We start from the raw sequence: 26897 nt of genomic DNA, 5'->3' as shown, positions 1-26897 counted from the left end.
AATCGATTTCCGCAGCGCAACATTGCGGCCGGTCCGCAGCCGCGACCCAGTGTCTATACTCGACGTCAGCAAAGGCCCCCGCAGACCGGGGGGCGAAAGCCATCGCGGCGCGCGGCGATCCCGCGACGACCGCTGCCGCACAATGATAAACGTGCCACGGAACGCGGCCGCACGCGGCGATACCAGAGGTGAGACAATGGCTGCACTCAGGCAACACACGCCCATCCCCGGCGATGACGATCCCCAGGAGACCCAGGAGTGGATGGAGGCGCTCGAGGCGGTGCTCGAGTACGAGGGCACCGATCGCGCCCACTTCCTGCTCGAGGCCCTCGTGGACAAGACCCGCCGCCGGGGCGGTCAGCTCCCGTTCAAGGCGACCACCGCCTACCAGAACACGATTCCACCGCAGCACGAGGAGAAGTCCCCGGGCGACGCCGCCCTGGAGTGGCGCATCCGCTCGCTGCTGCGCTGGAACGCCATGGCGATGGTCGTGCAGGCCAACAAGGACCGCGAGGGCATCGGCGGCCACATCGCCAGCTACGCCTCCTCGGCCACGCTCTACGAGGTCGGCTTCAACCACTTCTGGCGCGCCCCCTCCAAGGACCACGGCGGTGACCTGATCTTCATCCAGGGCCACTCCGCGCCGGGCATCTATGCCCGTGCCTACCTCGAGGGGCGGCTCAGCGAGGACCGGCTGCACAAGTTCCGCTCCGATCTCTCGGAGGGCGGGCTGTCGTCCTATCCGCACCCGTGGCTGATGCCCGACTTCTGGCAGCTGCCCACCGTGTCCATGGGCCTCGGCCCGATCATGGGCGTCTACCAGGCACGTTTCCTCAAGTATCTCCACAACCGCGGCATCGCCAACACCGAGGACCGCAAGGTCTGGGTCTTCTGCGGTGACGGCGAGATGGACGAGCCGGAATCGCTCGGCGCCATCGGCGTGGCGGCCCGCGAGGGGCTCGACAACCTCATCTTCGTGGTCAATTGCAACCTCCAGCGCCTGGACGGCCCGGTGCGCGGCAACGGCAAGATCATCCAGGAGCTCGAGGGCGAGTTCCGCGGCGCGGGCTGGAACGTGCTCAAGGTGATCTGGGGCTCCTACTGGGACCCGCTGCTCGCCCGCGACACCAAGGGGCTGCTGCGCCGGCGCATGGAGGAATGCGTCGACGGCGAGTACCAGAACTTCAAGGCCAAGGGCGGCGCCTACACCCGTGAGCACTTCTTCGGGAAGTATCCCGAGCTCAAGGAGATGGTCGCCAACATGACCGACGAGGACGTCTGGCGGCTCAACCGCGGCGGCCACGACCCGCACAAGATCTACGCCGCCTACGCCGCCGCCACCAAGCACAAGGGCGAGCCGACCGTCATCCTCGCCAAGACGGTCAAGGGCTACGGCATGGGCGAGGCCGGCGAGGGCCAGAACATCACCCACCAGCAGAAGAAGATGGCCGAGGACGCCCTGAAGGCCTTCCGCGACCGCTTCCAGATCCCGGTGCCGGACGACAAGGTCGCCGAGGCGCCATTCTACAAGCCCGCGGACGACAGCCCGGAGATGCGCTACCTCCACGAGCGCCGCCAGGCCCTGGGCGGTTATCTGCCCGAGCGCCACGAGGACGCCCCGGCGCTGACCATCCCGGATCTGGACGCCTTCGAGGTGCTGCTCAAGGACAGCGGCGATCGCGAGATGTCCACCACCATGGCGTTCGTGCGGGCACTGGCGGTCATCGGCCGCAACAAGACCTTGGCACGGCACCTGGTGCCCATCGTCCCCGACGAGGCCCGGACCTTCGGCATGGAGGGGCTGTTCCGCCAGCTCGGCATCTACTCGCCCAAGGGCCAGCTCTACGAGCCCCAGGATGCCGACCAGCTGATGTACTACCGCGAGGACAAGAAGGGCCAGATCCTCCAGGAGGGGATCAACGAGGCCGGCGCCATGTCCTCGTGGATCGCCGCGGCCACCTCGTACGCCAACAACGGCATCGAGATGATCCCGTTCTTCGCCTACTACTCCATGTTCGGCTACCAGCGCACCGGCGACCTCTGGTGGGCGGCCGGCGACATGCAGGCGAAGGGCTTCCTCATGGGCGGCACCGCCGGACGGACCACGCTCAACGGTGAGGGCCTGCAGCACGAGGACGGCCACAGCCACCTGCTGACCTCGGTAATCCCGAACTGCATCTCCTACGACCCCACGTTCGCCTACGAGATGGCGGTGATCATCCAGGACGGGCTGCGGCGGATGTACCGGGACCAGGAGAAGGTCTTCTACTACATCACCATGCTCAACGAGAACTACCACCAGCCGGCGATGCCCGAGGGCGCCGAGGAAGGCATCCGGCGGGGCATGTATCTCTTCCAGCGTGGCGGGGACGCGGACAACCGGGTCCAGCTCATGGGCTCCGGGCCGATCCTGCGGGAGGTCATCGCCGCGGCGGACATGCTGCGCGACGACTGGGGCGTGGCCGCGGACGTCTGGAGCTGCCCGTCGTTCACGGAGCTGCGCCGCGACGGCATCGACTGCGAGCGCTGGAACATGCTCCACCCGGGCGAGACCCCGCGTCAGAGCTGGGTGGCACGGCAGCTCGAGGGGCATGACGGCCCGGCGGTCGCCGCCACCGACTACTTGCGCGCCTTCGCCGACCAGATCCGGCCCTACGTCGACCGGCGCTACACCGTACTCGGCACCGACGGCTTCGGCCGCTCGGACACCCGCGAGCGGCTGCGCCACTTCTTCGAGGTCGATCGCTACTACGTCACGGTGGCCGCGCTCAAGGCCCTCGCCGACGAGGGCCGGCTGAACGCCGATACCGTGCAGCAGGCCATCGCGCACTACGACATCGACCCGGACGCGCCCAACCCGGTCACGGTCTGACCCCGTGCCGATTCCCCCGGCGGCCGCGGCCGCCGGGGCCGTCCGCGCGCCCGCAGCCGATCTGGAGGAACACCCGTGGCTGACACGAAGGAAATCAAGGTCCCCGACATCGGTGACTTCGACGAGGTCGACGTCATCGAGGTCCTGGTCAAACCCGGCGACACCGTCGAGGCGGAAGACTCGCTGATCACCCTGGAGTCCGACAAGGCCACCATGGAGGTGCCCTGCCCCGAGGCCGGCCGGGTCGCGGAGGTCCTGGTCTCCGCCGGCGACAAGGTCGCCGAGGGCACTGCCGTCATCACCCTGGAGGTGGCGGAGGCCGCCGGCGGCTCCGGCGACGACACCGGGACGACGGATACCACGGCGGCCCCGGAAGGGGGCACCGACTCCGCACCCGCCGCCTCCGGCAGTGAGGACGCCGGCGGCAGCAGCGCCGGTAGTGACGGCGGCACCGAGACCGTCACCGTGCCGGACATCGGTGACTTCGACGAGGTCGACGTCATCGAGGTCCTGGTCAAGCCCGGCGATACCGTCGAGGCCGAGGACTCGCTCATCACCCTGGAGTCCGACAAGGCCACCATGGAGGTCCCGGCGCCGCGGGGCGGGCGGATCGCCGAGGTCCTCGTCGCCGCCGGCGACAAGGTCTCCGAGGGCACCGCCATCGTCACCCTGGAGGGCGGCGCGCCGGCGAAGGCCGCGGACAGGGCGGAATCCAAACCCGCGGGTGACGAGCCGGAGACCGCCGCACAGGCGACCGGCTCGGAACCAGAGACCGGGGGGCCCGAGGAATCCGATGAGGGCGAAAGCGAAGTCCTCCCAGGCCCCAGCGCCGGACGCTCGCTGGAGGCCGATCACGAGCCCATCGAGCGGCCGATCGAGCCCGAGCGCCAGCGCCTCGCCCACGCGAGCCCGTCGGTGCGGCGCTTCGCCCGCGAGCTGGGCGTCGACCTCGGCACGGTGCAGGGCAGCGGACGCAAGGGCCGGATCACCCACGACGACGTCCGCGGCTTCGTCAAACGCGCGCTGCAGGGCGCCGGCACCGGGGCCGCCGCGCCGTCGGCCCAGGCCCCGGCCCAGGGTGGCATGGGCATCCCGCCCATCCCGGAGGTGGACTTCTCGAAGTTCGGCGAGGTCGAGGAGCGGCCGCTGTCGCGGATCAAGCAGAAGAGCGGCCCGCACCTGCACCGCAGCTGGCTCAACGTGCCCCACGTCACCCAGTTCGACGAGGCGGACATCACCGAGATGGAGGCCTTCCGCAAGGCCGAGAAGGCCGCCGCCGAGGAGCGCGGCGTCAAGCTCACGCCGCTGGCCTTCCTGGTGAAGGCCTCGGCGGCCGCGCTGCAGCGCTTCCCGGAGTTCAACAGCTCGCTCAAGCCCTCCGGCGACGCCCTCATCGTCAAGCACTACATCAACGTCGGCGTCGCCGTGGACACGCCCAACGGGCTGGTGGTACCGGTGGTCAAGGACGCCGACCGCAAGGGCATCTACGAGATCGCCGGCGACCTCGCCGAGCTCTCGACCAAGGCCCGGGACGGCAAGCTCGGCGCGGGCGACATGCAGGGTGGCACCTTCAGCATCTCCAGCCTCGGCGGGATCGGCGGCACGGCCTTCACGCCCATCGTCAACGCCCCCGAGGTGGCGATCCTCGGCGTGTCCAAGTCGAGCACCAAGCCGGTGTGGAACGGCAGCGAGTTCGCCCCGCGGCTGATGCTGCCGCTGTCGCTGTCCTACGATCACCGGGTGATCGACGGCGCCGCCGCCGCGCGGTTCACCAGTTACCTCGCGCAGCTGCTCGCCGACCTGCGGCGACTGGTGCTGTAACACCCGCCCGGCGACGGGCACGGGGAATTCCGCGGGCGCGCTTGCAGGCGCGCCCCCGCCAGGAGGAAAGACACGCCATGGCAGACGCAAAGGAAGTGAAGGTCCCGGACATCGGCGACTTCGACGCGGTCGACGTCATCGAGGTCCTGGTCAAGCCCGGCGATACCGTCGAGGCCGAGGACTCGCTCATCACCCTGGAGTCCGACAAGGCCACCATGGAGGTCCCGGCACCGTTCGCGGGCCGGATCAGCGAGCTCCGCATCGGCGTGGGCGACAAGGTCGCCGAGGGGGACGTCATCCTGCTCGCCGAGCCGTCGGGGGATGCCGGAGAGGCGGAAACCGGCGACGGGGGCGGTACCGACAGCGCCGGGGGCAGCGGTGAGACCGCGTCCGCCGGGGACGCCGGGCAGGCGGCCCCGCCCGCGCCGCAGCCCGCCTCCGCGGGCGATGCCCCGGCGGACGCCGACTGCGACGTGGTCGTCGTCGGCGCCGGCCCCGGCGGCTACACCGCGGCCTTCCGCGCCGCGGACCTGGGCCTGAAGACGGTACTGATCGAGCGCTATCTCAGCCTCGGCGGCGTGTGCCTCAACGTCGGCTGCATCCCCTCCAAGGCCCTGCTCCACGCCGGCGCCCTGCTCGAGGAGACCCGCCACTTCGCCGAACACGGCATCACCTTCGGCGAGCCCGAGATCGACACCGCGAAGCTCGGCGAGTGGAAGGACAGCGTCGTCGGCAAGCTCACCGGCGGCCTCAAGGGCATGGCCAAGCAGCGCAAGGTCGAGGTGGTCCACGGCGCCGCCGAGTTCGCCGGCAGCCACGAGCTGACCGTGCGCGGCGACGACGGCGAGCGCCGGATCCGCTTCCGCAACTGCATCATCGCCGCCGGCTCGCGGCCGGTGGCGCCGCCGGGCTTCGACCTGGACCACCCCCGGATCATGGACTCCACCGACGCCCTCAAGCTCGAGGACGTGCCGGAGCGGCTACTGGTGGTCGGCGGCGGCATCATCGGTCTGGAGATGGGCAGCGTCTATCACGCCCTGGGCTCGAAGGTGACCGTGGTCGAGATGCTCGACCGCATCATGGCCGGCGGCGATCCGGACATCGTCAAGGTCTACCGCAAGCGCATCGACAAGAGCTACGAGAACATCTTCCTGGAGAGCAAGGTCACCGCCATCGAACCGGACGACGACGGCGTGACCGTGCACTTCGAGGGCGAGAAGGCACCGGAGAGCGACCGCTTCGACCGGGTGCTGGTCTCCGTGGGGCGCCGCCCCAACAGCGACCGGCTCAACCTGGAGGCTGCAGGCGTCGGCCTCGACGAGCGCGGCTGCATCCCCGTCAACGAGCACCAGCAGACCAGCGTCGCCCACATCTACGCCATCGGCGACATCGTCGGCCAGCCCATGCTCGCCCACAAGGCCACCCACGAAGGCAAGGTCGCGGCGGAGTGCTGCGCCGGCGAGAAGAGTGCCTTCGACGCCCGGGTGATCCCGTCCGTGGCCTACACCAACCCGGAGGTGGCCTGGGTCGGCGTGACCGAGGAGCAGGCCAAGGCCGAGGGCCTGGAGATCGAGAAGGCGCAGTTCCCGTGGGCCGCCAACGGCCGCGCTCTGAGCCTGGACGCCAGCGACGGCGTCACCAAGCTGATCTTCGACGCGAAGAGCGAGCGCATCATCGGCGGCTCCATCGTCGGCCCCAACGCCGGCGACCTCATCTCCGAGGTCTGCCTCGCCATCGAGATGGGCGCGGACTGCCACGACATCGGGCTGACGGTGCACCCGCACCCGACGCTCTCGGAGACCGTGGCGATGGCCGCCGAGGCGGCCGCTGGCACGCTCACGGACCTGTACATGCCGAAGAAGAAGAAATGACCCCGGCGGGCCGGGCGTCACCCGTGCGCGAAGGCGTCCAGGCGGGCGATGAGCTCGTCGGTCTTCGCGCGCATCAGCGCCCGGTCCCCGCGCGTCTCCACGTTCAGCCGCACCACCGGCTCGGTGTTGGACATGCGCAGGTTGAACCGCCAGTCGGCGAACTCGATGCTCACCCCGTCGGTGTGGTCGACGGCGACGGCCTCCGCCCCGTACTCCGCCTCCACCGCCGCGATCGCCGCCGCCGGGTCGGCGATCTCACGGTTGATCTCGCCGCTCGCCGGAAAGCGCGCGATGCGCTCGTCGACCAGCTGCGAGAGCGGCTTGCCGGTGCGGCCAATGAGCTCGGCGACCAGCAGCCAGGGCAGCATGCCGCTGTCGCAGTAGGCGAAGTCACGGAAGTAGTGATGGGCGCTCATCTCGCCGCCGTAGATGGCATCCTCGGCGCGCATACGCTCCTTGATGAAGGCATGCCCGGTCTTGCACTGCACCGCCTCGCCGCCGAAGGTCCGGCACAGGTCGATGGTGTTCCAGGTCAGGCGCGGGTCGTGGATGATCCGCTCCCCCGGGCTGCGGCGCAGGAACAGCTCGGCGAGCAGGCCGACGATGTAGTAGCCCTCGATGAACCGGCCCTGCTCGTCGAAGAAGAAGCAGCGGTCGAAGTCGCCGTCCCAGGCCACCCCCAGGTCGGCGCCGCTGTCCGTCACCGCGGCGGCGGTGACCGCGCGGCTCGCCTCGACCAGCGGATTGGGCACCCCGTTGGGGAAGTGTCCATCCGGCTCGTGGTGGACGCGCACGAACCCGAACGGCAGGCGCGGCGCGAGGGCATCCACCACCGCCCCGGCGCCGCCGTTGCCGGCATTGACCACCACCGTCAGTGGCGCCAGCGTCGCCGTGTCGATGCTGCCGAGCAGGTGCTCGACGTAGTCCGGCCGGTGATCGAAGGCCTCCAGGGTGCCGCGTCGCGGGCGCACCGCGAGCTCGGGGCCGGCGGCGAGGCGCTCGATGTCGCCGAGGCCGCTGTCGCCGCTGATCGGCCGCGCGCCCTCGCGCACCAGCTTCATGCCGTTGTGGTCCCGCGGGTTGTGGCTCGCGGTGACCATGATCCCGCCGTCGAGGCCGTAGTGGAAGGTGGCGAAGTAGACCTCCTCCGTACCGACGACGCCGATATCGAGGACGTACACGCCGCCGTCGCGAAGGCCGTCCGCGACCGCCGCGGCGATCTCCGGGCTGGACAGCCGGATGTCGCGCCCGAGCGCGACCCGGCCGGGGCTGAGCGCCTCGGCGTAGGCGCGCCCGATGCGCCGCGCGAGCCCGGCATCCAGGTCGTCCGGCACCCGGCCGCGGATATCGTAGGCCTTGAAGCATCCCAGCAGTTCGCTCATGACGTCCTCGCTCGGCTGAAGGGCGGAGTTGAGGCGGGCAGTTTACCCGGCGGCGGCGCCCCGGCTGCAACGCGGACCACGACAGGACCGGCATCGACTGGCCGGGAGGCGCGCCGGTGAGCCGTTTCGCGCGGATTGTCGCCACCGGCCGTCACCTCCCCACCGAGCGTGTGAGCAACGCCGACCTGCTCGAGCGCCTGGGCGAGGCGCACGCCGGGCGCCTCGCCCGCTTCGAGTCGGGATCGGGCATCCACGCGCGCTACCGCGCCGCCCCCGGCGAGGCCACCTCCGACCTCGCCGCCGCCGCCGCGCGGCAGGCGCTGGCACGCGCGGACCTGGCCCCGACGGACGTCGACATGATCCTCGTGGGCACGGACACCCCGGACTTCCCCACACCGGCGACCAGCACCGTGCTCCAGGCCAAGCTCGGCGCCCACCAGGCCGGCACCTTCGACATCGGCTGTGCGTGCGCCTCCTTCCCCACCGCGCTCGCCACCGCGCAGGGGCTGATCGCGACCAACACCGGCGTGGACACGGTACTGGTGGTGGGGGCCTATCTCATGAGCCGGCATACCGCCGACGACGACCCCATGGGATTCTTCTACGGCGACGGCGCCGGCGCGGCGGTGGTCACCGCCGGCGACCGGCCCGGCGTGCTCGGGGCGGCCTTCGAGGCGGACGGGCGCTACGCCGACTACTGGGGCATCGACGCCGGGGGCACCGTCGAGCCCGCCTCCGCGGCGGCCGTTGCCGCCGGGCGACACCGCGTCCGGGTCAAGCACCGCTACCCGCCGGAGGTCAACGAGACCGGCTGGCCGCGCCTCGTGCGGCGCCTGGTCGCCCGCTGCGGCCTGGCGGTGGCGGACATCGACCACGTGATCTTCACCCAGATCAACCGCTGCACCATCGAGCACGCGTGTGCGGCGCTGGGGCTGACACCCGAGCGCGCGGTGATGATCATGGGCGAGTGCGGCTACACCGGCTCCGCGTGCGTGCCCATGGCGCTCGACCACCTCCTTGGCAGCGGCCGCGCCGCCGCCGGGGACCGGGTCGTGCTGCTCGGCTCCGGCGTGGGCTACAACATGGCCGCCGTGGCCCTGGAGATCGGCAGCGACGCCCTGCGCGCCAATCCGGGGTGACGGCGGGACACGCAGGCGCGTCACGGCGCTACACTGGCAGCAGGCCGCCACCGGATAAAGGCGGTTCCCGTGGAAAGCAGGGGGTACGATGCGACAGGCGAGCGAAGAAAAAGCCCGGGAAGAAGTCATCGACACCATCGCCGGGCGCGTCGGCGAGCGCTGGAGCGGCGAGGACGCGCCGCTGGTGGAGACGTTCGTGCGCCAGTACTTCGAGGGGGCGGCACCGGAGGACGTGATCGACCGCCGCCCGGACGACCTCTACGGCGCCGCGCTGTGCCACTGGAACCTGGGCGAGGTCCGCGCCCCCGAGCAGGTCCATATCCGCGTCTACAATCCGGACGCGGAGCAGAACGGCTGGCAGTCGACCCACACGGTCTGCGAGGTCGTCGCCCCGGACATGCCGTTCCTGGTGGATTCGGTGTCCATGGCGCTGAACCGCCTGGGGCTGACCATCCACCTGATCATCCACCCGGTGCTCACGGTGCGCCGCGGCGAGGACCACCGGGTCGCCGAGATCCCCGACGTGCAGCAGGCCGAGGGCGCCGGCCCCGAGGCATGGATGCACTTCGAGGTGGACCGCCAGAGCGACCAGGACGACCTCGAACGCATCCGCGGCGACATCGCCTCCGTGATCGAGGACGTGCGCCTTGCCGTGGGTGACTGGCGCTCCATCCTGGGCCGCCTCGAGGAGGCGATGCGCGAGCTCGAAAGCCGCCCGCCGCCCATCGACGCGGACCGGCTGGAGGAGGTCTCGGCGTTCCTGCGCTGGATCCACGACGATCACTTCACCCTGCTTGGCTACCGGCGCTACGAGCTGTCCCGCAAGGGCCGCCGCGACGAGCTGCGCGCGGTCGCCGACTCCGGCCTGGGCATCCTGCGCGCGCACAGCGGCGACGAACGCTCGGAGAGCTTCGCGGCCCTGCCCGCCTCGGTTAAGGCGCTGGCCCGCGACCCCGAACCGCTGGTGCTGACCAAGTCCAACAGCCGCGCCACCGTCCACCGCCCGGGCTACATGGACTACATCGGCATCAAGCGCTTCGACGCGAACGGCGAGGTGATCGGCGAGCACCGCTTCCTCGGGCTGTTCACCTCCGCGGCCTATCACCGCAGCCCGCGCACCATCCCGCTGCTGCGCCGCAAGATCGAGCAGATCCTCGAGCAGGCCAACCTCCGGCCCAACAGCCACGCGGGCAAGGCGCTGATCAACATCCTCGAGACCCATCCGCGGGACGAGCTCTTCCAGGCCTCCACCGACGAGCTCTACGAGACCGCCAAGGGCATCCTGCACCTGCAGGAGCGCCAGCGCGTGCGGCTGTTCGTGCGCTACGACACCTTCCGCCGCTTCGTCTCCTGCCTCGTCTACGCCCCCCGGGAGCGCTACAACACGGACGTGCGCGAGCGCATGCAGTCGATCCTGGTCGACACCTTCTCCGCCGAGAACGCCGAGTTCTCGGTCCAGCTCTCCGAGTCCGTGCTCGCGCGCATCCACTTCATCGTGCGCCTGGCCAAACCCGGCAAGCCGAGCTACGACCACGACGACCTCGAACGGCGCCTGGCGCACACCATGCACAGCTGGCGCGACGACCTCAGCGAGGCGATGCTGGAGTACTTCGGCGAGGCCCGCGGCAACCGCCTGCTGCAGCGCTACGGCGACGGATTCAGCGCCGCCTACCGCGAGGACACCGTGCCCCGCGCGGCGATCCACGACGTCGAGCGCCTGGAGCACATCAGCGGGCCGGACGACCTGGGGATCGTGCTCTACCGCCCGCTGGAGGCACCGCCGGAGATCCTGCGCCTGCGGCTGTTCCAGTACGAGCGCCCGATCGTGCTCTCCGATGCCCTGCCGGTGCTCGAGCACATGGGCGTGGAGGTCGTCGACGAGCGCCCCTACGAGGTACACCTGCAGCGCGGCGGCATCGCCTACATCCACGACTTCGGCCTGCGCTACGCGAGCGCCGGCCAGCGCGAGCCGGAGAACATCCGCACGCACTTCCAGGACGCCTTCTCCGCGGTCTGGCACCGCCGCGCCGAGGACGACGGCTTCAACCGCCTGGTCCTCGCCGCCGGGCTGACCTGGGAGCAGATCGTGATCCTGCGCGCCTATGCGCGCTACCTCCGCCAGGCCGGCCTGCCGTTCAGCCAGCAGTACCTGGAGGAGACCTTCGCCAACAACGCCACCATCACCCGGCGGCTTGCCCGGCTGTTCGCCGCCCGCCTCGATCCGGACAGCGCCGACGAATCCGCGGCAGCGGCCCTGGGCGAGGAGATCGAGGGCCTGCTCGAGGAGGTCACCAGCCTCGACGAGGACCGCATCCTGCGCCGCATGCTCGCCGCGGTGCAGGCCACTCTGCGCACCAATTTCTACCGCCGTGACAGCGAGGGCCGGCGGCGGGAGTTCGTCTCCCTCAAGCTCGACCCCCGGGCCATCCCCGGCGTGCCCAAGCCGGTGCCGGCCTACGAGATCTTCGTGTACTCGCCGCGGGTCGAGGGCGTGCACCTGCGCGGCGGCAAGGTCGCCCGCGGCGGCATCCGCTGGTCCGACCGCCGCGAGGACTACCGCACCGAGATCCTCGGGCTGATGAAGGCACAGATGGTCAAGAACGCCGTCATCGTGCCCATGGGCGCGAAGGGCGGGTTCGTCTGCAAGCAGCTGCCCGAGGACCGGCAGGCCGCCGCGGACGAGGTCCTCGCCGGCTACCGCATCTTCATTCGCGCCCTGCTCGACGTCACCGACAACATCGCCGCCGGCGAGGTCAGCCCGCCGCCGCAGGTGCTGCGCCACGACGACGACGACCCGTACCTGGTAGTCGCCGCGGACAAGGGCACGGCCACGTTCTCGGACTACGCCAACGAGCTCTCCGACGAATACGGCTTCTGGCTCGGCGACGCCTTCGCCTCCGGCGGCTCCAGCGGCTACGACCACAAGAAGATGGCGATCACCGCCCGCGGCGCCTGGGTCGCCGTGCAGCGCCACTTCCGCGAGCTCGGCCGCGACATCCAGAGCGAGCCGTTCACCGCCGTGGGCATCGGCGACATGTCCGGCGACGTATTCGGCAACGGCATGCTGCTCTCCGAACAGACACGGCTGATTGCCGCCTTCGATCACCGTCACATCTTCATCGACCCGGACCCGGACCCGGAGACGGGCTACGCCGAGCGCCAGCGGCTGTTCGGCCTGGCCCGCTCGAGCTGGGAGGACTACGACCGCAGCCGGATCTCCACCGGCGGCGGCGTATGGCCCCGCTCGGCCAAGTCCATCCAGCTCTCGGCGGCCGCCCGGCAGGCACTCGGCATCAGCGGCGGCGAGCGGCTCACCCCGCTGGAGGTGATCTCGGCGATCCTGCGCGCGCCGGTGGACCTGCTCTGGAACGGCGGCATCGGCACCTATATCAAGGCCTCCGGCGAGTCCCACCAGGACGTCGGCGACAAGGCCAACGACGCCCTGCGCGTCGATGCCGACGAGCTGCGCTGCCAGGCCGTGGGCGAGGGCGGCAACCTCGGCCTCACCCAGCTCGCGCGGGTGGAGTTCGCGATGCATGGCGGGCGGGTCAACTCCGACGCCATCGACAACTCCGGCGGCGTGGACTGCTCGGACCACGAGGTCAACATCAAGATCCTGCTCAACCGCACCGTCGACGACGGCGACCTCACCACCAAGCAGCGCAACCGCCTGCTCGCGGACATGACCGACGAGGTCGCCCGCCTGGTGCTGGCCAACAACTACCGCCAGACCCAGGGCCTGTCGCTGCTCCAGCATCACGCCGCGGAGCTGATCGACGAGCACGGGCGGTTCATGCGCGAGCTCGAACGCGGCGGCCGGCTGGACCGCACGGTCGAGCACCTGCCCGACGACGAGGGGCTCGTGGAACGGGGCAAGGCCGGCGGCGGACTTACCCGCCCGGAGCTCGCGGTGCTGCTCGCCTACGCCAAGATCGAGGCCTACCCGGAGCTGCTCGGCTCCGAGCTGGTCGCCAGCGACTACCTCACCGCCGAGCTCATGCGCTACTTCCCGCAGCCCCTGCGCGAGCGCTTCCGCGAGCGGATCGAGGGCCACCCGCTGCGCGCCGAGATCACCGCGACGGTGGTGACCAACCACATCCTCAATCGCATGGGCGCGACCTTCCTCTTCCGCATCCGTGCGCGCACGGGCGTGGACGCGGCAGACGCCGCCCGCGCGTACTTCGCCGCGCGGGACATCTTCGGGCTGCGCGAGCTCTGGCACGAGGTGGACGCCCTGGACAACCGCGTCCCGGCGACCACCCAGCTCCGGCTGCTGGAGGCGCTGTGCGAGCTCCAGGAACGGGCCACGCTGTGGCTGCTGCGCAACCTGCCCTCGCCGCTGGACATCGAGGAGACCGTCGCCCGCATCTCGCCGGCGGTGCGCCACCTCGGCGAGACCCTGGACGAACTGCTGCCCGAGGAGGACCGCGGCCTGCTGGAGACCGAGGTCGGACACCACACCGAGGAGGGCGTACCCGAGGCACTGGCCCGCCGTGTCGCCCGGCTGGACGCACTCTACGCCGCGCTCGACCTGGTCAAGGTCGCCAGCGACACCGGTGCGCGCCTGCGCGAGGCCGCGGAAGTCTACTACACCGCCGGCACACGCCTGGAGCTGGGCTGGCTGCGTGAGGCGATCACCGAGCACCGCGTGGATGATCCCTGGCAGGAGCGCTACCGCGCGGGCATGGAGGAGGAATTCTTCGTCCAGCTCCGGCGCATGGCCGTGCGCGTGCTGCGCAGCGGCGACAGCGACACCCCGGCGGCCGAACGCCTGGAGCGCTGGATCGGGGACAACCAGGCCATGGTCGAACGCCTCGCCCAGACCATCACCGAGCTGCGCAAGGCCGCGCAGGTCGACCTGCCCATGCTCGGGGTCGCGCTCCAGGAGCTGCGCAACCTCGGCCAGGCCGGTGCCGCCCAGCAGCTCGTCACCGGCGAACCCGCATGAACGAGGGACCATGAACGACGACATCATCGAGCTCCACCGTGAGGTCAGCGGCGAGGGCGCGCCGCTGGTCCTGCTCCACGGCCTCTACGGCTCCGGGGCCAACTGGCGCCGCTATGCCCGGCGCTGGTCCCGGGACCACCGGGTGATCGTGCCCGACCTGCGCAACCACGGCCGTTCGCCGCACAGCGGGCGCATGGACTACCCGGCCATGGCCGCGGACGTGGCCCGCATGCTCGAGGCCGAAACGGAGGGCCCGGCGGTGGTGCTCGGTCACAGCATGGGGGGCAAGGTCGCGATGGCGCTGGCCCTGACCCGCCCGGCGCTCGTCCGCGGGCTGATCGTCGCCGACATCGCGCCGGTGGCCTACGCCGACAACGACCACGACGCCATCATCGCCGCCATGCAGGCGGTGGAGCTGGCGGACGTGGGCAGCCGCAGCGACGCCGACCGCCAGCTCGCGGCGCGTATCGACAGCCAGGCCATCCGGCAGTTCCTGCTCACCAACCTGGAACGCGCCGACGGCGGCTGGGACTGGCGGCTGCCGCTGGCGATCCTGCGCCGGGCACTGCCCGACATCCTCGGCTGGCCGGCGCTCGACGGCCGCTGGGACGGCCCGGCACTGTTCGTCCACGGCGGACGCTCGCCGTACGTGGATGACGACGGTCGCCGGGCCATCGCCGGATACTTCCCGAACCACGAAGTGGAAACGCTACCCGAAGCAGGCCATTGGCTTCATGTCGAGGCGCCGGAGGCGTTTACCGGGGCCGTGGAGGGCTACCTGGCCGATCGACTTTGAAAAAATGGAAAATATTTCTATAAATTGGAGGAGGTGGTTGTCGAACGGCCCCCGGCCGTATAATCGCCCGCCTCGCCCATCGCTCGACGTCACTGGGGAATCAAGGTAACCACACAATGTCCGAAGACTTTCGCAAGAGCGCGCTCGAATACCACCGCAACCCCGTCCCGGGCAAGATCGCGGTCACGCCGACCAAGCCGCTGGCGAACCAGCGCGACCTCGCCCTCGCCTACTCGCCGGGGGTGGCCGCCGCCTGCGAGGAGATCGTGGAGAACCCCGATGCGGCCGCCGAGTACACCGCACGCGGCAACCTCGTGGGCGTGGTGACCAACGGCACCGCGGTGCTCGGGCTGGGCGCCATCGGGCCGCTGGCTGCCAAGCCGGTGATGGAGGGCAAGGGCGTGCTGTTCAAGAAGTTCGCCGGCATCGATGTCTTCGACATCGAGGTCGACGAGCGCGACCCGGACCGCCTGGTCGAGATCATCGCCTCGCTGGAGCCCACCTTCGGCGGCATCAACCTGGAGGACATCAAGGCGCCCGAGTGCTTCCAGGTCGAGGAGCAGCTGCGCGAGCGCATGAACATCCCGGTCTTCCACGACGACCAGCACGGCACCGCGATCACCGCCGCGGCGGCGATCTACAACGGCCTGCGGGTGGTCGAGAAGCGCTTCGAGGACGTCAAGCTGGTCGCCTCCGGCGCCGGCGCCTCCGCCATCGCCTGCCTCGATCTTCTGGTCTCGATGGGTCTCAAGCCCGAGAACATCATCGTCAACGACTCCAAGGGCACCGTCTACAAGGGCCGCAAGGAGTACATGGACCCCCGCAAGGAGGTCTATGCCGCGGAGACCGACGCCCGCACCCTGGGCGAGGCGATCGAGGGCGCGGACATCTTCCTCGGCCTGTCGGCACCGGGCGTGCTCAAGCCGGAGATGGTCGAGCGCATGGCCGAGCGGCCGCTGATCCTGGCGCTCGCCAACCCGACCCCGGAGATCCTGCCCGAGGAGGCGCAGGAGGTCCGCCCGGACGCGGTGCTCGCCACCGGCCGCTCGGACTACCCCAACCAGGTCAACAACGTCCTGTGCTTCCCCTTCATCTTCCGCGGCGCACTGGACGTGGGCGCCACCGGCATCAACGAAGAGATGAAGAAGGCCGCGGTGAAGGCCATCGCCGACCTCGCGCTGGTGGAATCCTCGGACGTCGTGGTCGCCGCCTACGGCGGCAAGCCGCTGAAGTTCGGCGCCGACTACCTCATCCCCAAACCCTTCGACCCCCGGCTGATCACCAAGGTCGCCCCGGCGGTGGCCCAGGCGGCGATGGACTCCGGCGTGGCCACGCTGCCCATCGAGGACTTCGCCAGCTACCGCCTGCGGCTCAGCCAGTTCGTCTTCCAGTCCGGGCTGGTGATGAAGCCGATCTTCGAGCGCGCCCGCCAGGACCCCAAGCGCGTGGTCTACGGCGACGGCGAGGAGGAGCGCGTGCTGCGCGCCGTGCAGGCGGTGGTGGACGACGGCCTCGCCCGGCCCATCCTCGTCGGCCGCCGCCGGGTGGTGAAGATGCGGCTCAAGCGCCTCGGCCTGCGACTCGGCATCGACGAGGACTTCGAGCTGGTGGACCCCGAGGACGATCCGCGCTACCGCGAGTACTGGACACTGTACCACTCGCTGATGGAGCGCCGCGGCATCACCCCGGACCGCGCCCGCCAGATCGTGCGCACGCGCAACACCGTGATCGCCGCCCTGATGGTCAAGCGCGGTGAGGCGGACGCCATGCTCGGCGGCATGGTGGGGCGCTACGAACGCCAGATCGACTACGTCGAGCAGGTCCTCGGCCGCCGGCCCGGCGTGCGCAACCTCGCGGCCATGAACGCGATCATGAGCCCCAAGGGCACGCTGTTCCTGTGCGACACCTACGTCAACAACGACCCCACGCCGCACCAGATCGCGGAGATGACCATCCTCGCCGCCGACGAGATCCGCCGCTTCGGCATTACCCCGAAGGTGGCGCTGCTCTCGCACTCCAGCTTCGGCACCTCCACGCGGCCGAACGCGGAGAAGATGCGCGAGGCACTTGAGCTCATCGAGGACCGTGACCCGACCCTCGAGGTCGAGGGCGAGATGCACGGCGACGCGGCCATCAACGAGCAGATCCGCAACCGCATTTTCCCGAACTCGCGGCTTCGCGGGCAGGCCAACCTGCTGATCATGCCCAGCCTCGACGCGGCCAACATCGCCTTCAACCTGCTCAAGACCGTCTCCGACACGGTCTCGGTCGGCCCCATCCTGTTGGGTTCGAACCAGCCCGCCCATATCCTGACCCCGTCGGTCACGGTCCGGGGCGTGGTAAACATGAGTGCGCTGGCGAGCGTCGAGGCGGCCATGGCCGAGGCAGCGGCCGCGGAGTGAGTGCCACGGCGGGGGCGCGGCCCCCGCCGGCCGAGGTGGGCGTATCGCGGGACGCGACGGGTGACAGGCATGACGAGCGAGACACCGATCGGCATTCTGCTGACCAATCTGGGAACCCCCGACACCCCGGACACAAAGGGGCTGCGGCGTTACCTCGCCGAGTTCCTCTGGGATCCGCGGGTGGTCGAGGCACCGCGGCTGCCGTGGTGGCTGGTGCTCCACGGCGTCATCCTGCGCACCCGCCCGCGCAAGTCCGCACAGGCCTACCAGCGGATCTGGGAGGAAGACGGCTCGCCGCTGCTGACCACCACCCGCCGCCAGGCCGAGGCGGTGCGCCGTTTCATCGCCGAGCGCACGGGCCGCCCCATCCCGGTGGCGGTGGGCATGCGCTACGGCCGCCCCTCGATCGAGGACGGCATTGCCGAGCTCGAGCGCGCCGGCGCCGAGCGCATCGCGGTGCTGCCGCTCTATCCCCAGTACTCCGCCTCCACCACCGCGTCCACCTACGATGCCGTGGCCAAGGCGATGACCCGCCGCCGCAGAGTGCCCGGCCTGCGTCTGGTCCGTGACTACCACGACCACCCGGGCTACCTGGACGCGCTGGCCGCCTCGATCAGCGAGTACTGGCAGCACTACGATCGCGGCGACATCCTGTTGTTCTCCTTCCACGGCATCCCCAGGGAGTACGCCGACAGGGGGGATCCCTATCCGGAACAGTGCGCGCGCACCGCCGCGGCGGTGGCCGGGCGCCTGGGACTGGGGCCGGAGGAATGGCTGACCACGTTCCAGTCCCGCTTCGGCCCCAAGGAGTGGCTGCAGCCCTACACCGACGTCACCCTCCAGCGCCTGGCCGGCGAGGGCACCCGGCGCGTGGACATGATCTGCCCCGGCTTCGCCGCGGACTGCCTGGAGACGCTGGAGGAGAACGACATCGGTAACCGCGAGCTGTTCATCGAGTCAGGGGGCGAGTCGTTCCACTACATCCCCTGCCTGAACGTACGCGACGACCACATCCGCGCGCTCGGCGACATCGTCCTGCGCGAGCTCCAGGGCTGGCTCGCCGCCCCGGAACCGGCGGCCAACGACGACGTCTTCTCGGCGGGCGGGCACTGACGCGCCGTCGTTTCCCGGCGGCCCCGCGGCCCGCCACCACGCCACAACGGGAGGAACCGCGATGACCCACGCGATCCGCGTTCACGAGCACGGCGGCCCGGACGTCATGCGCTGGGAGACGGTCGACGTGCCGCCTCCCGGACCGGGCGAGGCGCGGGTGCGCCACACCGCCATCGGCGTCAACTACATCGACGTCTACTTCCGCACCGGTCTGTACACGCCCCCCGGCCTGCCGTTCACCCCGGGCATGGAGGCCGCCGGCGTCGTCGAGGCCGTGGGCGATGGTGTCACCGACATCGCCGTCGGCGACCGCGTCGCCTACGCCGCCGGCCCACCGGGGGCCTATGCCGAGACCCGGGTGACCGCCGCCGACCGGCTCGTAGCGCTGCCGGAATCCATCAGCGACGAGCAGGCGGCGGGAATGATGCTCAAGGGCCTCACGGCGCAGTACCTGCTGCGCCGCACCTACCGGGTGCAACCGGGGGACACCGTGCTGGTGCACGCCGCCGCCGGCGGCGTCGGCCTGATCGCGTGCCAGTGGGCCCACCACCTCGGCGCCACCGTGATCGGCACTGTCGGCAGTGCCGACAAGGCGGCCCTGGCACAGGCACACGGCTGCCATTACCCGGTGAACTACCGCGAGGAGGACTTCGTCGAGCGGGTACGCGAGATCACCGGGGGCGCCGGCGTCGCCGCGGTCTACGACTCCGTGGGCCAGGACACCTTCATGGGGTCTCTGGACTGCCTCCGGCCCATGGGCACGATGGCGAGCTTCGGCCAGTCCTCGGGCTCCGTGCCGCCGCTGGACCCCGGCATCCTCGCGCAGAAGGGCTCACTGTTCCTCACGCGGCCGACGCTGTTCACCTACATGGCCCGGCGCGAGGACCTCCTCGCGAGCACGGCCGAGATCTTCGACGTGGTCACCCGGGGCGCTGTGCGCATCGAGGTCAACCAGCGCTTCGCGCTGGGCGACGCCGCCGGTGCGCACCGCGACCTCGAGGCCCGGCGCACCACCGGCTCCACCATCCTGCTGCCCTGAGCGCGCCCGCCCCGCCTACGCCGACTCCGTGCCGGCGTCGGCGGGGCCCATCCGCTGGACCACCTCGAAGCCCTCGAACCGCGGCCCCTCCAGGTACACGTGGGCATTCCTGCCCGCATTGCGGTGGGCGGCGCGGAAGGCCTCCGAATGCGTCCACGCCTCAAACGCCTCGCGGGAGGTCCACAGGGCGTGGGAGGCGTAGAGGGTGTAGTCCTCCGCCTCCGGGCCGCGCAGCAGGTGGAACTCGATGAACCCCGGCACCTCCTGGAGGTGGGAGTCGCGCTCGCGCCAGATGCGCTCGAACTCCTCCTCATGACCGTGGCGCACCTTGAACCGGTTCATTGCGATGAACATGACGACCTCCATGGTCAGCAACGGGTGTTGTTGGGGACACAGCGTAACCGCTCACGCCGGCCGCACGAACGGCCGGCCGCTGGCGGCGTCGAGGTGCACGCGCACCCGCACGCCGAAGACCTCGCGCATCAGCGCCCTGTCCAGCACCGCCGACGGCGCGCCGGCGGCAATCACGGTGCCACCGGCGAGCACCACCAGCCGGTCCGCACAGGCGGCGGCCAGGTTCGGGTCGTGGAGCACTGCGAGGACACCGCCGCCCCGGCGCGCGAGCCGCCGCGCCAGGGCCACGATGCGCTGCTGATGACCGATGTCCAGGTTGTTGGTGGGCTCGTCCAGCAGCAGGTAGCGCCCGCCGGGCTCGCCGCGGCCGGGCGCCGGCACGATCTGGGCGAGCACGCGGGCGAGCTGCACGCGCTGGCGCTCGCCGCCCGAGAGTCCCGGATAGGCGCGCCCGGCGAGGTGCGCCACGCCGGCCCGGCGCAGCGCCGCGTCAACGATGCGGACGTCGTCCGCCCGCCTGCCCATTCCCGCGTGGGGGCTGCGCCCGAGCGATACCACCTCGCGCACGGTCAGCGCAAAGCCGAGCGCCGGCGCCTGCGGGAGCACCGCCCGCCGGCGGGCCAGCGCCGTACGATGCCAGTCCTCCAGCGGCACGTCGTCCAGCGACACGGCCCCCCGGTCCGGCCGCAATGCCCCGGAGAGCACGCGCAGGAGGGTCGACTTGCCCGCCCCGTTCGGGCCGATCAACGCCACCGTCTCCCCCGGGGCGACGGCGATGTCCACCCCGGCGAGCAGCACCCGGCCGCCCCGGGCAACGCCGATCCCGCGCCCGCTCAGCACCAGCCGTCCTCACCGCCACGGCGGCGCATCAGCAGCCACAGGAAGAACGGCCCGCCGATGCAGCTGGTCACCACCCCGATGGGCAGCTCCGCGGGCAGCACCATGGTGCGGGCGAGCAGGTCGGCGGCGAGCACCAGGGCCGAACCGAGAACGGCGGAGAGCGGCAGCACCAGGCGATGACGCACGCCCACGCTCAGGCGCACGAGATGCGGCACGACCAGGCCGACGAAGCCGATCACCCCGGTCAGCGCCACCGCGGCCCCCACCGCCAGGGCACACAGGGCGATGATCCGGCGCTTGCAACGCTCGACCTCGAAGCCCAGGTGCAACGCCTCGGTCTCGCCCAGCAGCAGGGCGTCGAGCTCCCCGGCGAAGCGCATCAGCGCCAGCGCCGGCACCACGATGAACGCCAGTACCGGTGCCAACCGCGCCCAGGTGACCCCGCCAAGGCTGCCGAGCATCCAGAAGTTGAGGTCCCGCAGGGCCTGGTCGTCGCTGACGAACACCAACAGCCCGATCGCGGCGCCGGCGATGGCGTTCACCGCCACGCCGGCGAGGAGCAGGGTGGGGATGTCCGTGCGCCCCTCGGTGCTGGCGATGCGGTAGACCGCGAAGGTCACCGCCAGTCCACCGGCGAAGGCGGCCGCCGGCACCGCGAGCACCGGCGTCAGGAAGGGGAGTACCGCGGTGAGCGCAGCGGAGAAGACGATGGCGGTGGCCGCCGCCAGCCCGGCGCCGGTGGATACACCGATCAGCCCCGGGTCCGCCAGCGGATTGCGGAACAGCCCCTGCAGGGCCGCCCCGGCCAGCGCCAGCGCCGCGCCCACGGCCGTGCCCAGCACCACCCGGGGCAGACGGATCACGGTCACCACGGTCTCGTGCGCCGGCACCGCCGGCGCCACCGGCAGGCCGGCGCTCCGGGCGAGGATGGTCACGACCTCGTCCGCCGGAACGGCCACCGCACCCACGGACAGGCCGGCCAGGATGGTCGCGCCCCACAACGCGGCAAACACGGCAGCGATCGCGATGACCCGGCGCCGCTCCCGGGCATCCCCACCGGTGTCCGCGGCCGTGACCACCGCCGCCACCGTCAGCGGTCTCCGCCGGAGGACGCCGGATGCAGCCGCTCCGCCAGCCGTCCCGCGGCGGCCGGCGTGCGCGGCCCGAAGCCCAGTAGCAACAGCGCGTCCATGGACACGACGCGCCCCTGCCGGGCCGCCGGTGTCGCGCCCAGCACCGGATGCGCGCGCACCCCCTCGCGCCCCTCCAGCGCGTCCAGCGCACGGCGCGTGAGCAGCAGCCAGTCCGGGGAGGCGGCGATCACCGCCTCCGCGGACAGCGGCCGGAAACCGCTGTAGGCGGTAACGGCGCCCCTGCCGCCGGCCAGTCGGACGATGCCCTCGGCGGACGTCCCCCTCCCGGCGGCCATCAGGTTACCCGGGCCGGCGGCGATCAGGGTGAGCACCGTCGGGCGCGTCCTCGTATCGGCGACACGGCGGCGCAGGGCCGCGAAGTCCGCGGACAGCCGCGCAACCAGCCGCCGCCCGCGGCCTTCGACACCGAGGGCACCGGCTACAACACGCACCTTCTCCAGCACCCCGCCGGGACTCGACCGGTCGGGCACCCGGGTGACGGCGATGCCCGCCTCCCGCAGCTGTTCGAAGACCACCGGCGGCCCGGCATCGGCCATCGCGATCACCCGGTCCGGCGCCAGGGCGATGATGGGCTCGGCGGAGAGCCGCCGCATGTAGCCGACGTCCGGCAGCGTCGTCGCCTCGGGCGGATAGGTGCTGGTGCTGTCCACCGCGACCAGCGCGTCCATGCGATCGAGGGCGTGGACGATCTCGGTGACCGCCCCGCCGATGGCGACCACGCGTTCGGGCCGATCGGCGGCGCGCACGCCGCTGGCCGCGAGCACGGCAAGCACGGCGAGGACGCCCGCGGCCACCAGCACGGTGCGTCCGGGACGCCCGGGGCGTGGGTGCTGCGGTCGCTTCACCATGACAGCCGGTACCCCAGCGCGATCCTGACGTTGCGCCCGGGCTCGGCGGCACCGGTGTAGGTTCGCGAGTAGGCCTCGTCGAAGGCGTTATCGACGCCCAGACGGACCGTCAGCCCGCGCAGGGCCGGCCGTCGCGGCCGCCAGGTAGCGGAGAGGTCCACCACGGTGTAGCTGGCCCGCTCCTCGGACGGGTCGTCCACCTCGTCGAATTCCGCGGCATGGAGCAGCCGGGCACCGACGGTGGTATCCGTCGCCGGCAGCTCGTAGCGCGCGGACAGGCTCACCTGCGGCGGCGTGAGCACGCCGAGCTTCTCGCCGGTGCGCTCGTCCTCGCCGTCGATGCGCGAGAAGCCGAGGCTCGTACGCAGCCGGCCGACACGGTAGTGGGCCTCGATCTCGTCGCCCCACAACCGCGCCTCGGCGACGTTCACCGAGCGGGTGGTGCCGTCGCAGGCGCCGGGGACCGCGGGGTTGCAGTCCGCGAACGGCGATGGCTGGCGGACCTGGGTGTCGATGAAGTCGTCGCCGTGGATCTCGTAGTGGGAGAGCTTGATCCCGAAGCGGTCGCCGTCGACGAGGACGTCCGGGAACCGCAGTCCGCCACCGAACTCCCAGGTCTGCGTGCGCTGGGGCTCGAGGTCCGGGTTGCTCTCGAAGCGGTTGGTGATCGTGCCGAAGGGCGCCCCGAGGGGGATCTGGAAATGGGTACCGCTGGGATAGGCCTCACCGAGGGTGGGCGCGCGGAAGGCCTCGGCACGGTTGACGAACAGCATGGTCCCGCGGGTGGGCTTCCAGGTCAGGCCCAGCCGCGGCGAGACCGCGTCGTCGCTGAGGTCCTCGTCCACGTCGTCGGCGCTCGCCTTGAAGCGGTCGTAGCGCACGCCCGGTATCAGCAGCAGCTCGCCGGGCATGCCGCCGGGCGCACTCCAGCGCAACTCCGCCTGGGCAAACACCGCGGCAAAGTCGTACTCGGCGTCCGGCACGCCGGCGCGTTCGCCGCTGGCATCGCCCCCATCCTGGACGTCGCGGTAGCCCTCCACGCCGTAGGTGACGGTCGTCTCCGCCCCGGCGAACGCGGTCTGCGAGCTGTTGTCCAGGCGCAGACCGGTGGTATCCAGGTGGCGGCGCAGGCGCTCGCCCTCGGGACCGAGGCCGTCGTCGTCCAGGCGGCGCTCGTCCACCCGGGTCTCGTTGCGGTAGAGGCTGACGGCGAGATCGACCCAGGGATCGGACGGGTCGTCGTGGGCGTAGCGCAGCCGCGCGGTATCCGCGCGGATATCCTTGGCGACCGAGTTCTCGTCGCCGGCACCCTGGCCGTTGTTAGGCTCGCGGGCGTCGTTGTCGAAGCGCTGGAACGAGAGCTCGACCTCGCTGTCCTCGTCGGGCTGCCAGCGCCCCTTGGCGAGGCCGGAGACGATGTCGTCGTCGCTGTTGGTCAGCTCGTTGCCGTCACCCAGCTCGATGGTGCCGGAATCACGGCGGGTGATGCTGGCGAGCACGCCGAGATCGTCCCGCGGCCGGCCATAGGCGGTAACCCCGGCGTGGCGCTCGTGATTCACGCCCTGGTAGCCGCCGCGCAGCCATATCCCGGCATGCTCGTCCGGGGCGAGCAGGTCCTCGGCGCGCAGGGTCCGCAGGGCGATGACACCCCCGGTCGCGCCGCTGCCGTACAGCGAGGAGGCCGGGCCGCGAACGACCTCGACCTCGCGCAGCAGCGAGGGGTCGACGAAGAACCGGCCGTCGTGGCCGGAGAGGAAATTCTGGCGGGCGCCATCCAGGGTCACCACCACGTCCGCCCCGGCGAGCCCACGGATGCTGGGCACCTCGCCGGTACGCCGGGGCCCGCCGGTGAACTCGACCCCCGGCAGATCGCCGAGGATGTCGTCCGGCGTCGACGGCTGGCGCTCACGGATCGTCCCGGAATCCACCACGCTCACCATCCCCGGATAGTCAAAGGCCTCGATGGGCGTACGCATCGCGGTCACCGAGATGTAATCCAGCTCCAGCGGGGGCGCCACATCGTCACTATCCGCCGCCGCTGCGGCCGCCGTGAGCGCGAGCATGACCGCCGCACCGGTTCCCGTTTTCGTCCAGCCGTGCATAACCTGTCTCCCGATCAGGTTCCGCGGTCCTGGCTGGCGGCCACGGGGACGCGGCACTGGCTGGCTCGGACTCGAGTGGGTTGTCCTCCCCCGCGGGGTGCGGGGTCATTTCGTCAGGATCAGCTTGTCGCTGTTGGTGCGCCGCAGGCGGTATTCCTGCCGCCCGTGCACGATGATGGCCTCGCCGGCGCTGCCGAGCAGGCAGCGTGCGTCGATCCGGCGCGGGCCGCCGCCCCGGTCGCCGCGCGGTGGCGTCCGCGGCAGGGCCTCGTCGTCGCCCGTACCCGACATCCTCCTCCCTCCCCGTGAAGGCCTCGATCGAATGGCACAAGGCTATAGCGCGATCGGCAAAAACGCAAACGAGAATTGTTAGCGTATACCGGTGTTATTATTGCAGTCGCTTCTCATTCGCGATTAAAGTCAGGGCACTCGCACCAACGGAGATGAGCGATGTCCAGCGATACGGTGGGACGGACAGCGGACCTGGAACCGCTCGAGCAATACCTGCTGCGCGCGTTCCGCAGCGCGGCCTGCGCCCTGCAGTACGAGCCGGACGCGCTGGCCCGGGCGGTGGACGCGGAACTCGGCAACGCGCCGGCCCCGGCCGACGGCGACATCATGCGCCGGCACTTCCGTGCACTGATGGCGACCATCGCCCGTTACGGCCGGCGCACGATCCGCTTCCACGCGACGCCCTGCCCGTGTCTGGGCGCGGACGAGGCGGCGTTCCTGCGCCTGCACGGACGGATGTCCTCCGGCAGTGAGGCGAACGCCATCGCCCACCACCTCGTCGAGGCCGAGGCGGTACCGACGCTGCTGCAGCACGCCTCGGTGATTGCCCTGTACTGCGCCCAGGCGAGGCCGGAGCGGGGGCGGACGACCGCGAAACACCGGTGCCGCAGCCGGCGGCAGCGCACCCGCACCGCCGCCGGAGAACGCCTGCACTAGGCGGACGAGGACGCCCCCGCCTCTTCTGCGACGTCGGAACCGTCCGCGGCCTGACGCGGCGGCAGTGCCGGCACGGTAACCGCGGGCCGGCCGAGGCCCGCATCCATGGCCCGGTGCCAGGCACGCCGGGCAAGCTCCGGCTCGCCGAGCTGCTGGTAGAGGTCACCGAGAAGGCGGTGCGTGAGCGCGTCGTCGTCACGGGCGGCGGCCGCCTCCAGACAGCTCCGCGCCCGGCCCCACAGACCGCCGCGCAATGCCTGCAGCCCGGCGGTACGCAGCAGGACGGGATCGTCCGGGCGATGGTTCAGCCAGCGCTCCGCCTGGGCGAAGCCCTGGTCGCCGGGCACCTCCTCGAGCTCCCCCCAGGCCGTGACCAGGCGGTCGTCCCAGTCGTGACGCAGCCAGCCCTTGAGCAGCTCGGCAGCGGCGGCCGACTCCCCGGAGCGGATCAGGCAACGCGCGTAGTGGGCACGCAGCGCCGGGTCACGACGCTCGGCCCGGGTGAGGCCCTGCCAGATGGACGCCAGGCTCTGTTCCGCCCCCGGGGCCACCGCGTCATCCAGCCGTTCCGTGGCCAGGCGCGTCTCCAGCGCGTCCAGCTCGTCGGCGGGCAGGGCCTGGTGGCGACGCAGCTGGGGCAGCAGCTCGCGGGCGCGCTCCCAGTCCTCCAGCTCGGTGGCGCAGCGGTAGAGCAGTGCCAGGACCTGGCGGTTGCCCGGCGCGCGCTCGTGGAGCCAGGACAGCGTCGCGAGGGCCTGTTCGCGCTGGCGGGCGTCTAGCTGGAGCCGGGCCTGAACCAGGCCGACCGCGACCTCGGCGCCGGACTCGCTCTCGTCGGCCAGGCTGAGGAAGCGGTCGCGGGACTCGTTGTCACCCCGGCGATGGGCGGAGATGGCCGCGAGCAGGTAGTGGAACAACCCCAGCCCGTCCGCCTCGGCCTGGCGGGTGAGCATGCGCTCGGCCTGCTCGTAGTGGCCCTCGGCGAGCTGGATGAGGCCGTTGACCAGACGCTCGCGGCTGCGGTTGCGCCGCCGCCCCTGCACCCACCGGCGCATGCCGCGGGGCGTGGCGAACAGCCGCGCCAGCAGCGTCCAGACCAGCCCCAGGACGGCCCAGCCCACCAGCAGGATGCCGGCGAAGAGCACGAGGCTGGTCTGCACCGACCAGGCCCCGACCTTGATGATCACGAACCCCTGGTGGTCGCGCAGCCACAGCGCGGCGGCGATGCTCGCGAGCAGCAGCAGCAGGGCAACGAAGAGCTTGCGCAT

18 protein-coding genes are annotated in these 26897 nt (G+C 71.2%); 10 read left to right on the top strand and 8 right to left on the bottom strand.

Annotated elements, in window-relative coordinates; translation table 11 throughout:
- The first annotated feature begins 196 nt into the window (after nt 1-196).
- From aceE to lpdA, 3 genes are all read left to right on the top strand, one after another.
- Nucleotides 197-2872, top strand: coding sequence for a pyruvate dehydrogenase (acetyl-transferring), homodimeric type (aceE, locus tag ACEZHJ_RS05730; protein ID WP_051088213.1), 2676 nt, complete (start codon nt 197-199; stop codon nt 2870-2872).
- 75 nt (nt 2873-2947) lie between these two features.
- Nucleotides 2948-4693 carry a dihydrolipoyllysine-residue acetyltransferase gene (gene aceF / locus ACEZHJ_RS05725; protein WP_163139290.1) on the top strand — a complete coding sequence of 582 codons (1746 nt, stop codon included), beginning with the start codon at nt 2948-2950 and terminating at the stop codon, nt 4691-4693.
- Nucleotides 4694-4770: 77 nt separating this feature from the next.
- The gene (lpdA, locus tag ACEZHJ_RS05720) at nt 4771-6564 is read left to right on the top strand and encodes a dihydrolipoyl dehydrogenase (protein WP_163139291.1); all 1794 of its coding nucleotides are present in this window, start codon (nt 4771-4773) and stop codon (nt 6562-6564) included.
- A 17-nt stretch (nt 6565-6581) separates the two neighbouring features.
- On the opposite strand, the gene ACEZHJ_RS05715 is transcribed toward lpdA, so the two are convergent.
- Nucleotides 6582-7946 (bottom strand): phosphomannomutase, encoded by a 1365-nt coding sequence (locus ACEZHJ_RS05715; protein ID WP_163139292.1) that lies wholly within the window; start codon nt 7944-7946, stop codon nt 6582-6584.
- A gap of 116 nt (nt 7947-8062) precedes the next feature.
- On the opposite strand from ACEZHJ_RS05715, the gene ACEZHJ_RS05710 reads away from it, so the two are divergent.
- The 6 genes from ACEZHJ_RS05710 (at nt 8063) to ACEZHJ_RS05685 (ending at nt 19383) form a co-directional block, all read left to right on the top strand.
- Nucleotides 8063-9085: a 3-oxoacyl-ACP synthase III family protein gene (locus ACEZHJ_RS05710; RefSeq protein WP_163139293.1), complete on the top strand. Its 1023-nt coding sequence runs from the start codon at nt 8063-8065 to the stop codon at nt 9083-9085.
- Between the two features lie 88 nt (nt 9086-9173).
- Nucleotides 9174-14033, top strand: coding sequence for an NAD-glutamate dehydrogenase (locus tag ACEZHJ_RS05705; RefSeq protein WP_375036321.1), 4860 nt, complete (start codon nt 9174-9176; stop codon nt 14031-14033).
- Nucleotides 14034-14043: 10 nt separating this feature from the next.
- Complete coding sequence (locus tag ACEZHJ_RS05700; RefSeq protein ID WP_018718066.1) at nt 14044-14829, top strand: alpha/beta fold hydrolase; 786 nt, start codon at nt 14044-14046, stop codon at nt 14827-14829.
- Nucleotides 14830-14945: 116 nt separating this feature from the next.
- Entirely contained in the window at nt 14946-17231 is a 2286-nt protein-coding gene (locus ACEZHJ_RS05695; protein WP_018718065.1) for an NADP-dependent malic enzyme, read from the top strand.
- A 69-nt stretch (nt 17232-17300) separates the two neighbouring features.
- On the top strand, nt 17301-18344 hold the full coding sequence (gene hemH, locus ACEZHJ_RS05690; RefSeq protein WP_163139294.1) for a ferrochelatase: 1044 nt from the start codon (nt 17301-17303) through the stop codon (nt 18342-18344).
- Between the two features lie 61 nt (nt 18345-18405).
- Nucleotides 18406-19383: a quinone oxidoreductase gene (locus tag ACEZHJ_RS05685; protein ID WP_375036320.1), complete on the top strand. Its 978-nt coding sequence runs from the start codon at nt 18406-18408 to the stop codon at nt 19381-19383.
- A 15-nt stretch (nt 19384-19398) separates the two neighbouring features.
- On the opposite strand, the gene ACEZHJ_RS05680 is transcribed toward ACEZHJ_RS05685, so the two are convergent.
- From ACEZHJ_RS05680 to hemP, 6 genes are all read right to left on the bottom strand, one after another.
- Nucleotides 19399-19737 (bottom strand): antibiotic biosynthesis monooxygenase family protein, encoded by a 339-nt coding sequence (locus tag ACEZHJ_RS05680; protein WP_375036319.1) that lies wholly within the window; start codon nt 19735-19737, stop codon nt 19399-19401.
- 51 nt (nt 19738-19788) lie between these two features.
- Nucleotides 19789-20577, bottom strand: a complete 789-nt coding sequence (locus ACEZHJ_RS05675; RefSeq protein WP_163139519.1) for a heme ABC transporter ATP-binding protein — start codon at nt 20575-20577, stop codon at nt 19789-19791.
- The gene (locus ACEZHJ_RS05670) at nt 20571-21665 is read right to left on the bottom strand and encodes an iron ABC transporter permease (RefSeq protein WP_163139521.1); all 1095 of its coding nucleotides are present in this window, start codon (nt 21663-21665) and stop codon (nt 20571-20573) included. Before ACEZHJ_RS05670 ends, ACEZHJ_RS05675 begins: the two co-directional genes overlap by 7 nt.
- Nucleotides 21666-21667: 2 nt before the next feature.
- On the bottom strand, nt 21668-22579 hold the full coding sequence (locus tag ACEZHJ_RS05665; protein WP_018718059.1) for a hemin ABC transporter substrate-binding protein: 912 nt from the start codon (nt 22577-22579) through the stop codon (nt 21668-21670).
- Nucleotides 22573-24681, bottom strand: a complete 2109-nt coding sequence (locus ACEZHJ_RS05660; RefSeq protein WP_163139523.1) for a TonB-dependent hemoglobin/transferrin/lactoferrin family receptor — start codon at nt 24679-24681, stop codon at nt 22573-22575. Before ACEZHJ_RS05660 ends, ACEZHJ_RS05665 begins: the two co-directional genes overlap by 7 nt.
- Before the next feature lie 105 nt (nt 24682-24786).
- Nucleotides 24787-24972 carry a hemin uptake protein HemP gene (gene hemP / locus ACEZHJ_RS05655; RefSeq protein WP_018718057.1) on the bottom strand — a complete coding sequence of 62 codons (186 nt, stop codon included), beginning with the start codon at nt 24970-24972 and terminating at the stop codon, nt 24787-24789.
- Nucleotides 24973-25131: 159 nt separating this feature from the next.
- On the opposite strand from hemP, the gene ACEZHJ_RS05650 reads away from it, so the two are divergent.
- A complete protein-coding gene (locus ACEZHJ_RS05650) occupies nt 25132-25629 on the top strand; it encodes a hypothetical protein (RefSeq protein WP_018718056.1) in 498 nt (165 codons plus the stop codon).
- Here the strand turns inward: ACEZHJ_RS05650 and ACEZHJ_RS05645 are convergent.
- On the bottom strand, nt 25626-26897 hold the full coding sequence (locus tag ACEZHJ_RS05645; RefSeq protein WP_163139525.1) for a heme biosynthesis HemY N-terminal domain-containing protein: 1272 nt from the start codon (nt 26895-26897) through the stop codon (nt 25626-25628). The two genes, ACEZHJ_RS05650 and ACEZHJ_RS05645, sit on opposite strands and share 4 nt — an antisense overlap.

Source organism: Arhodomonas sp. KWT2 (genome assembly GCF_041949875.1).
In the GTDB taxonomy this organism is placed as follows: domain Bacteria; phylum Pseudomonadota; class Gammaproteobacteria; order Nitrococcales; family Nitrococcaceae; genus Arhodomonas; species Arhodomonas aquaeolei.
The sequence above is the reverse complement of the archived record's forward strand: the minus strand, read 5'-3'. Positions and strand labels throughout refer to the sequence as shown.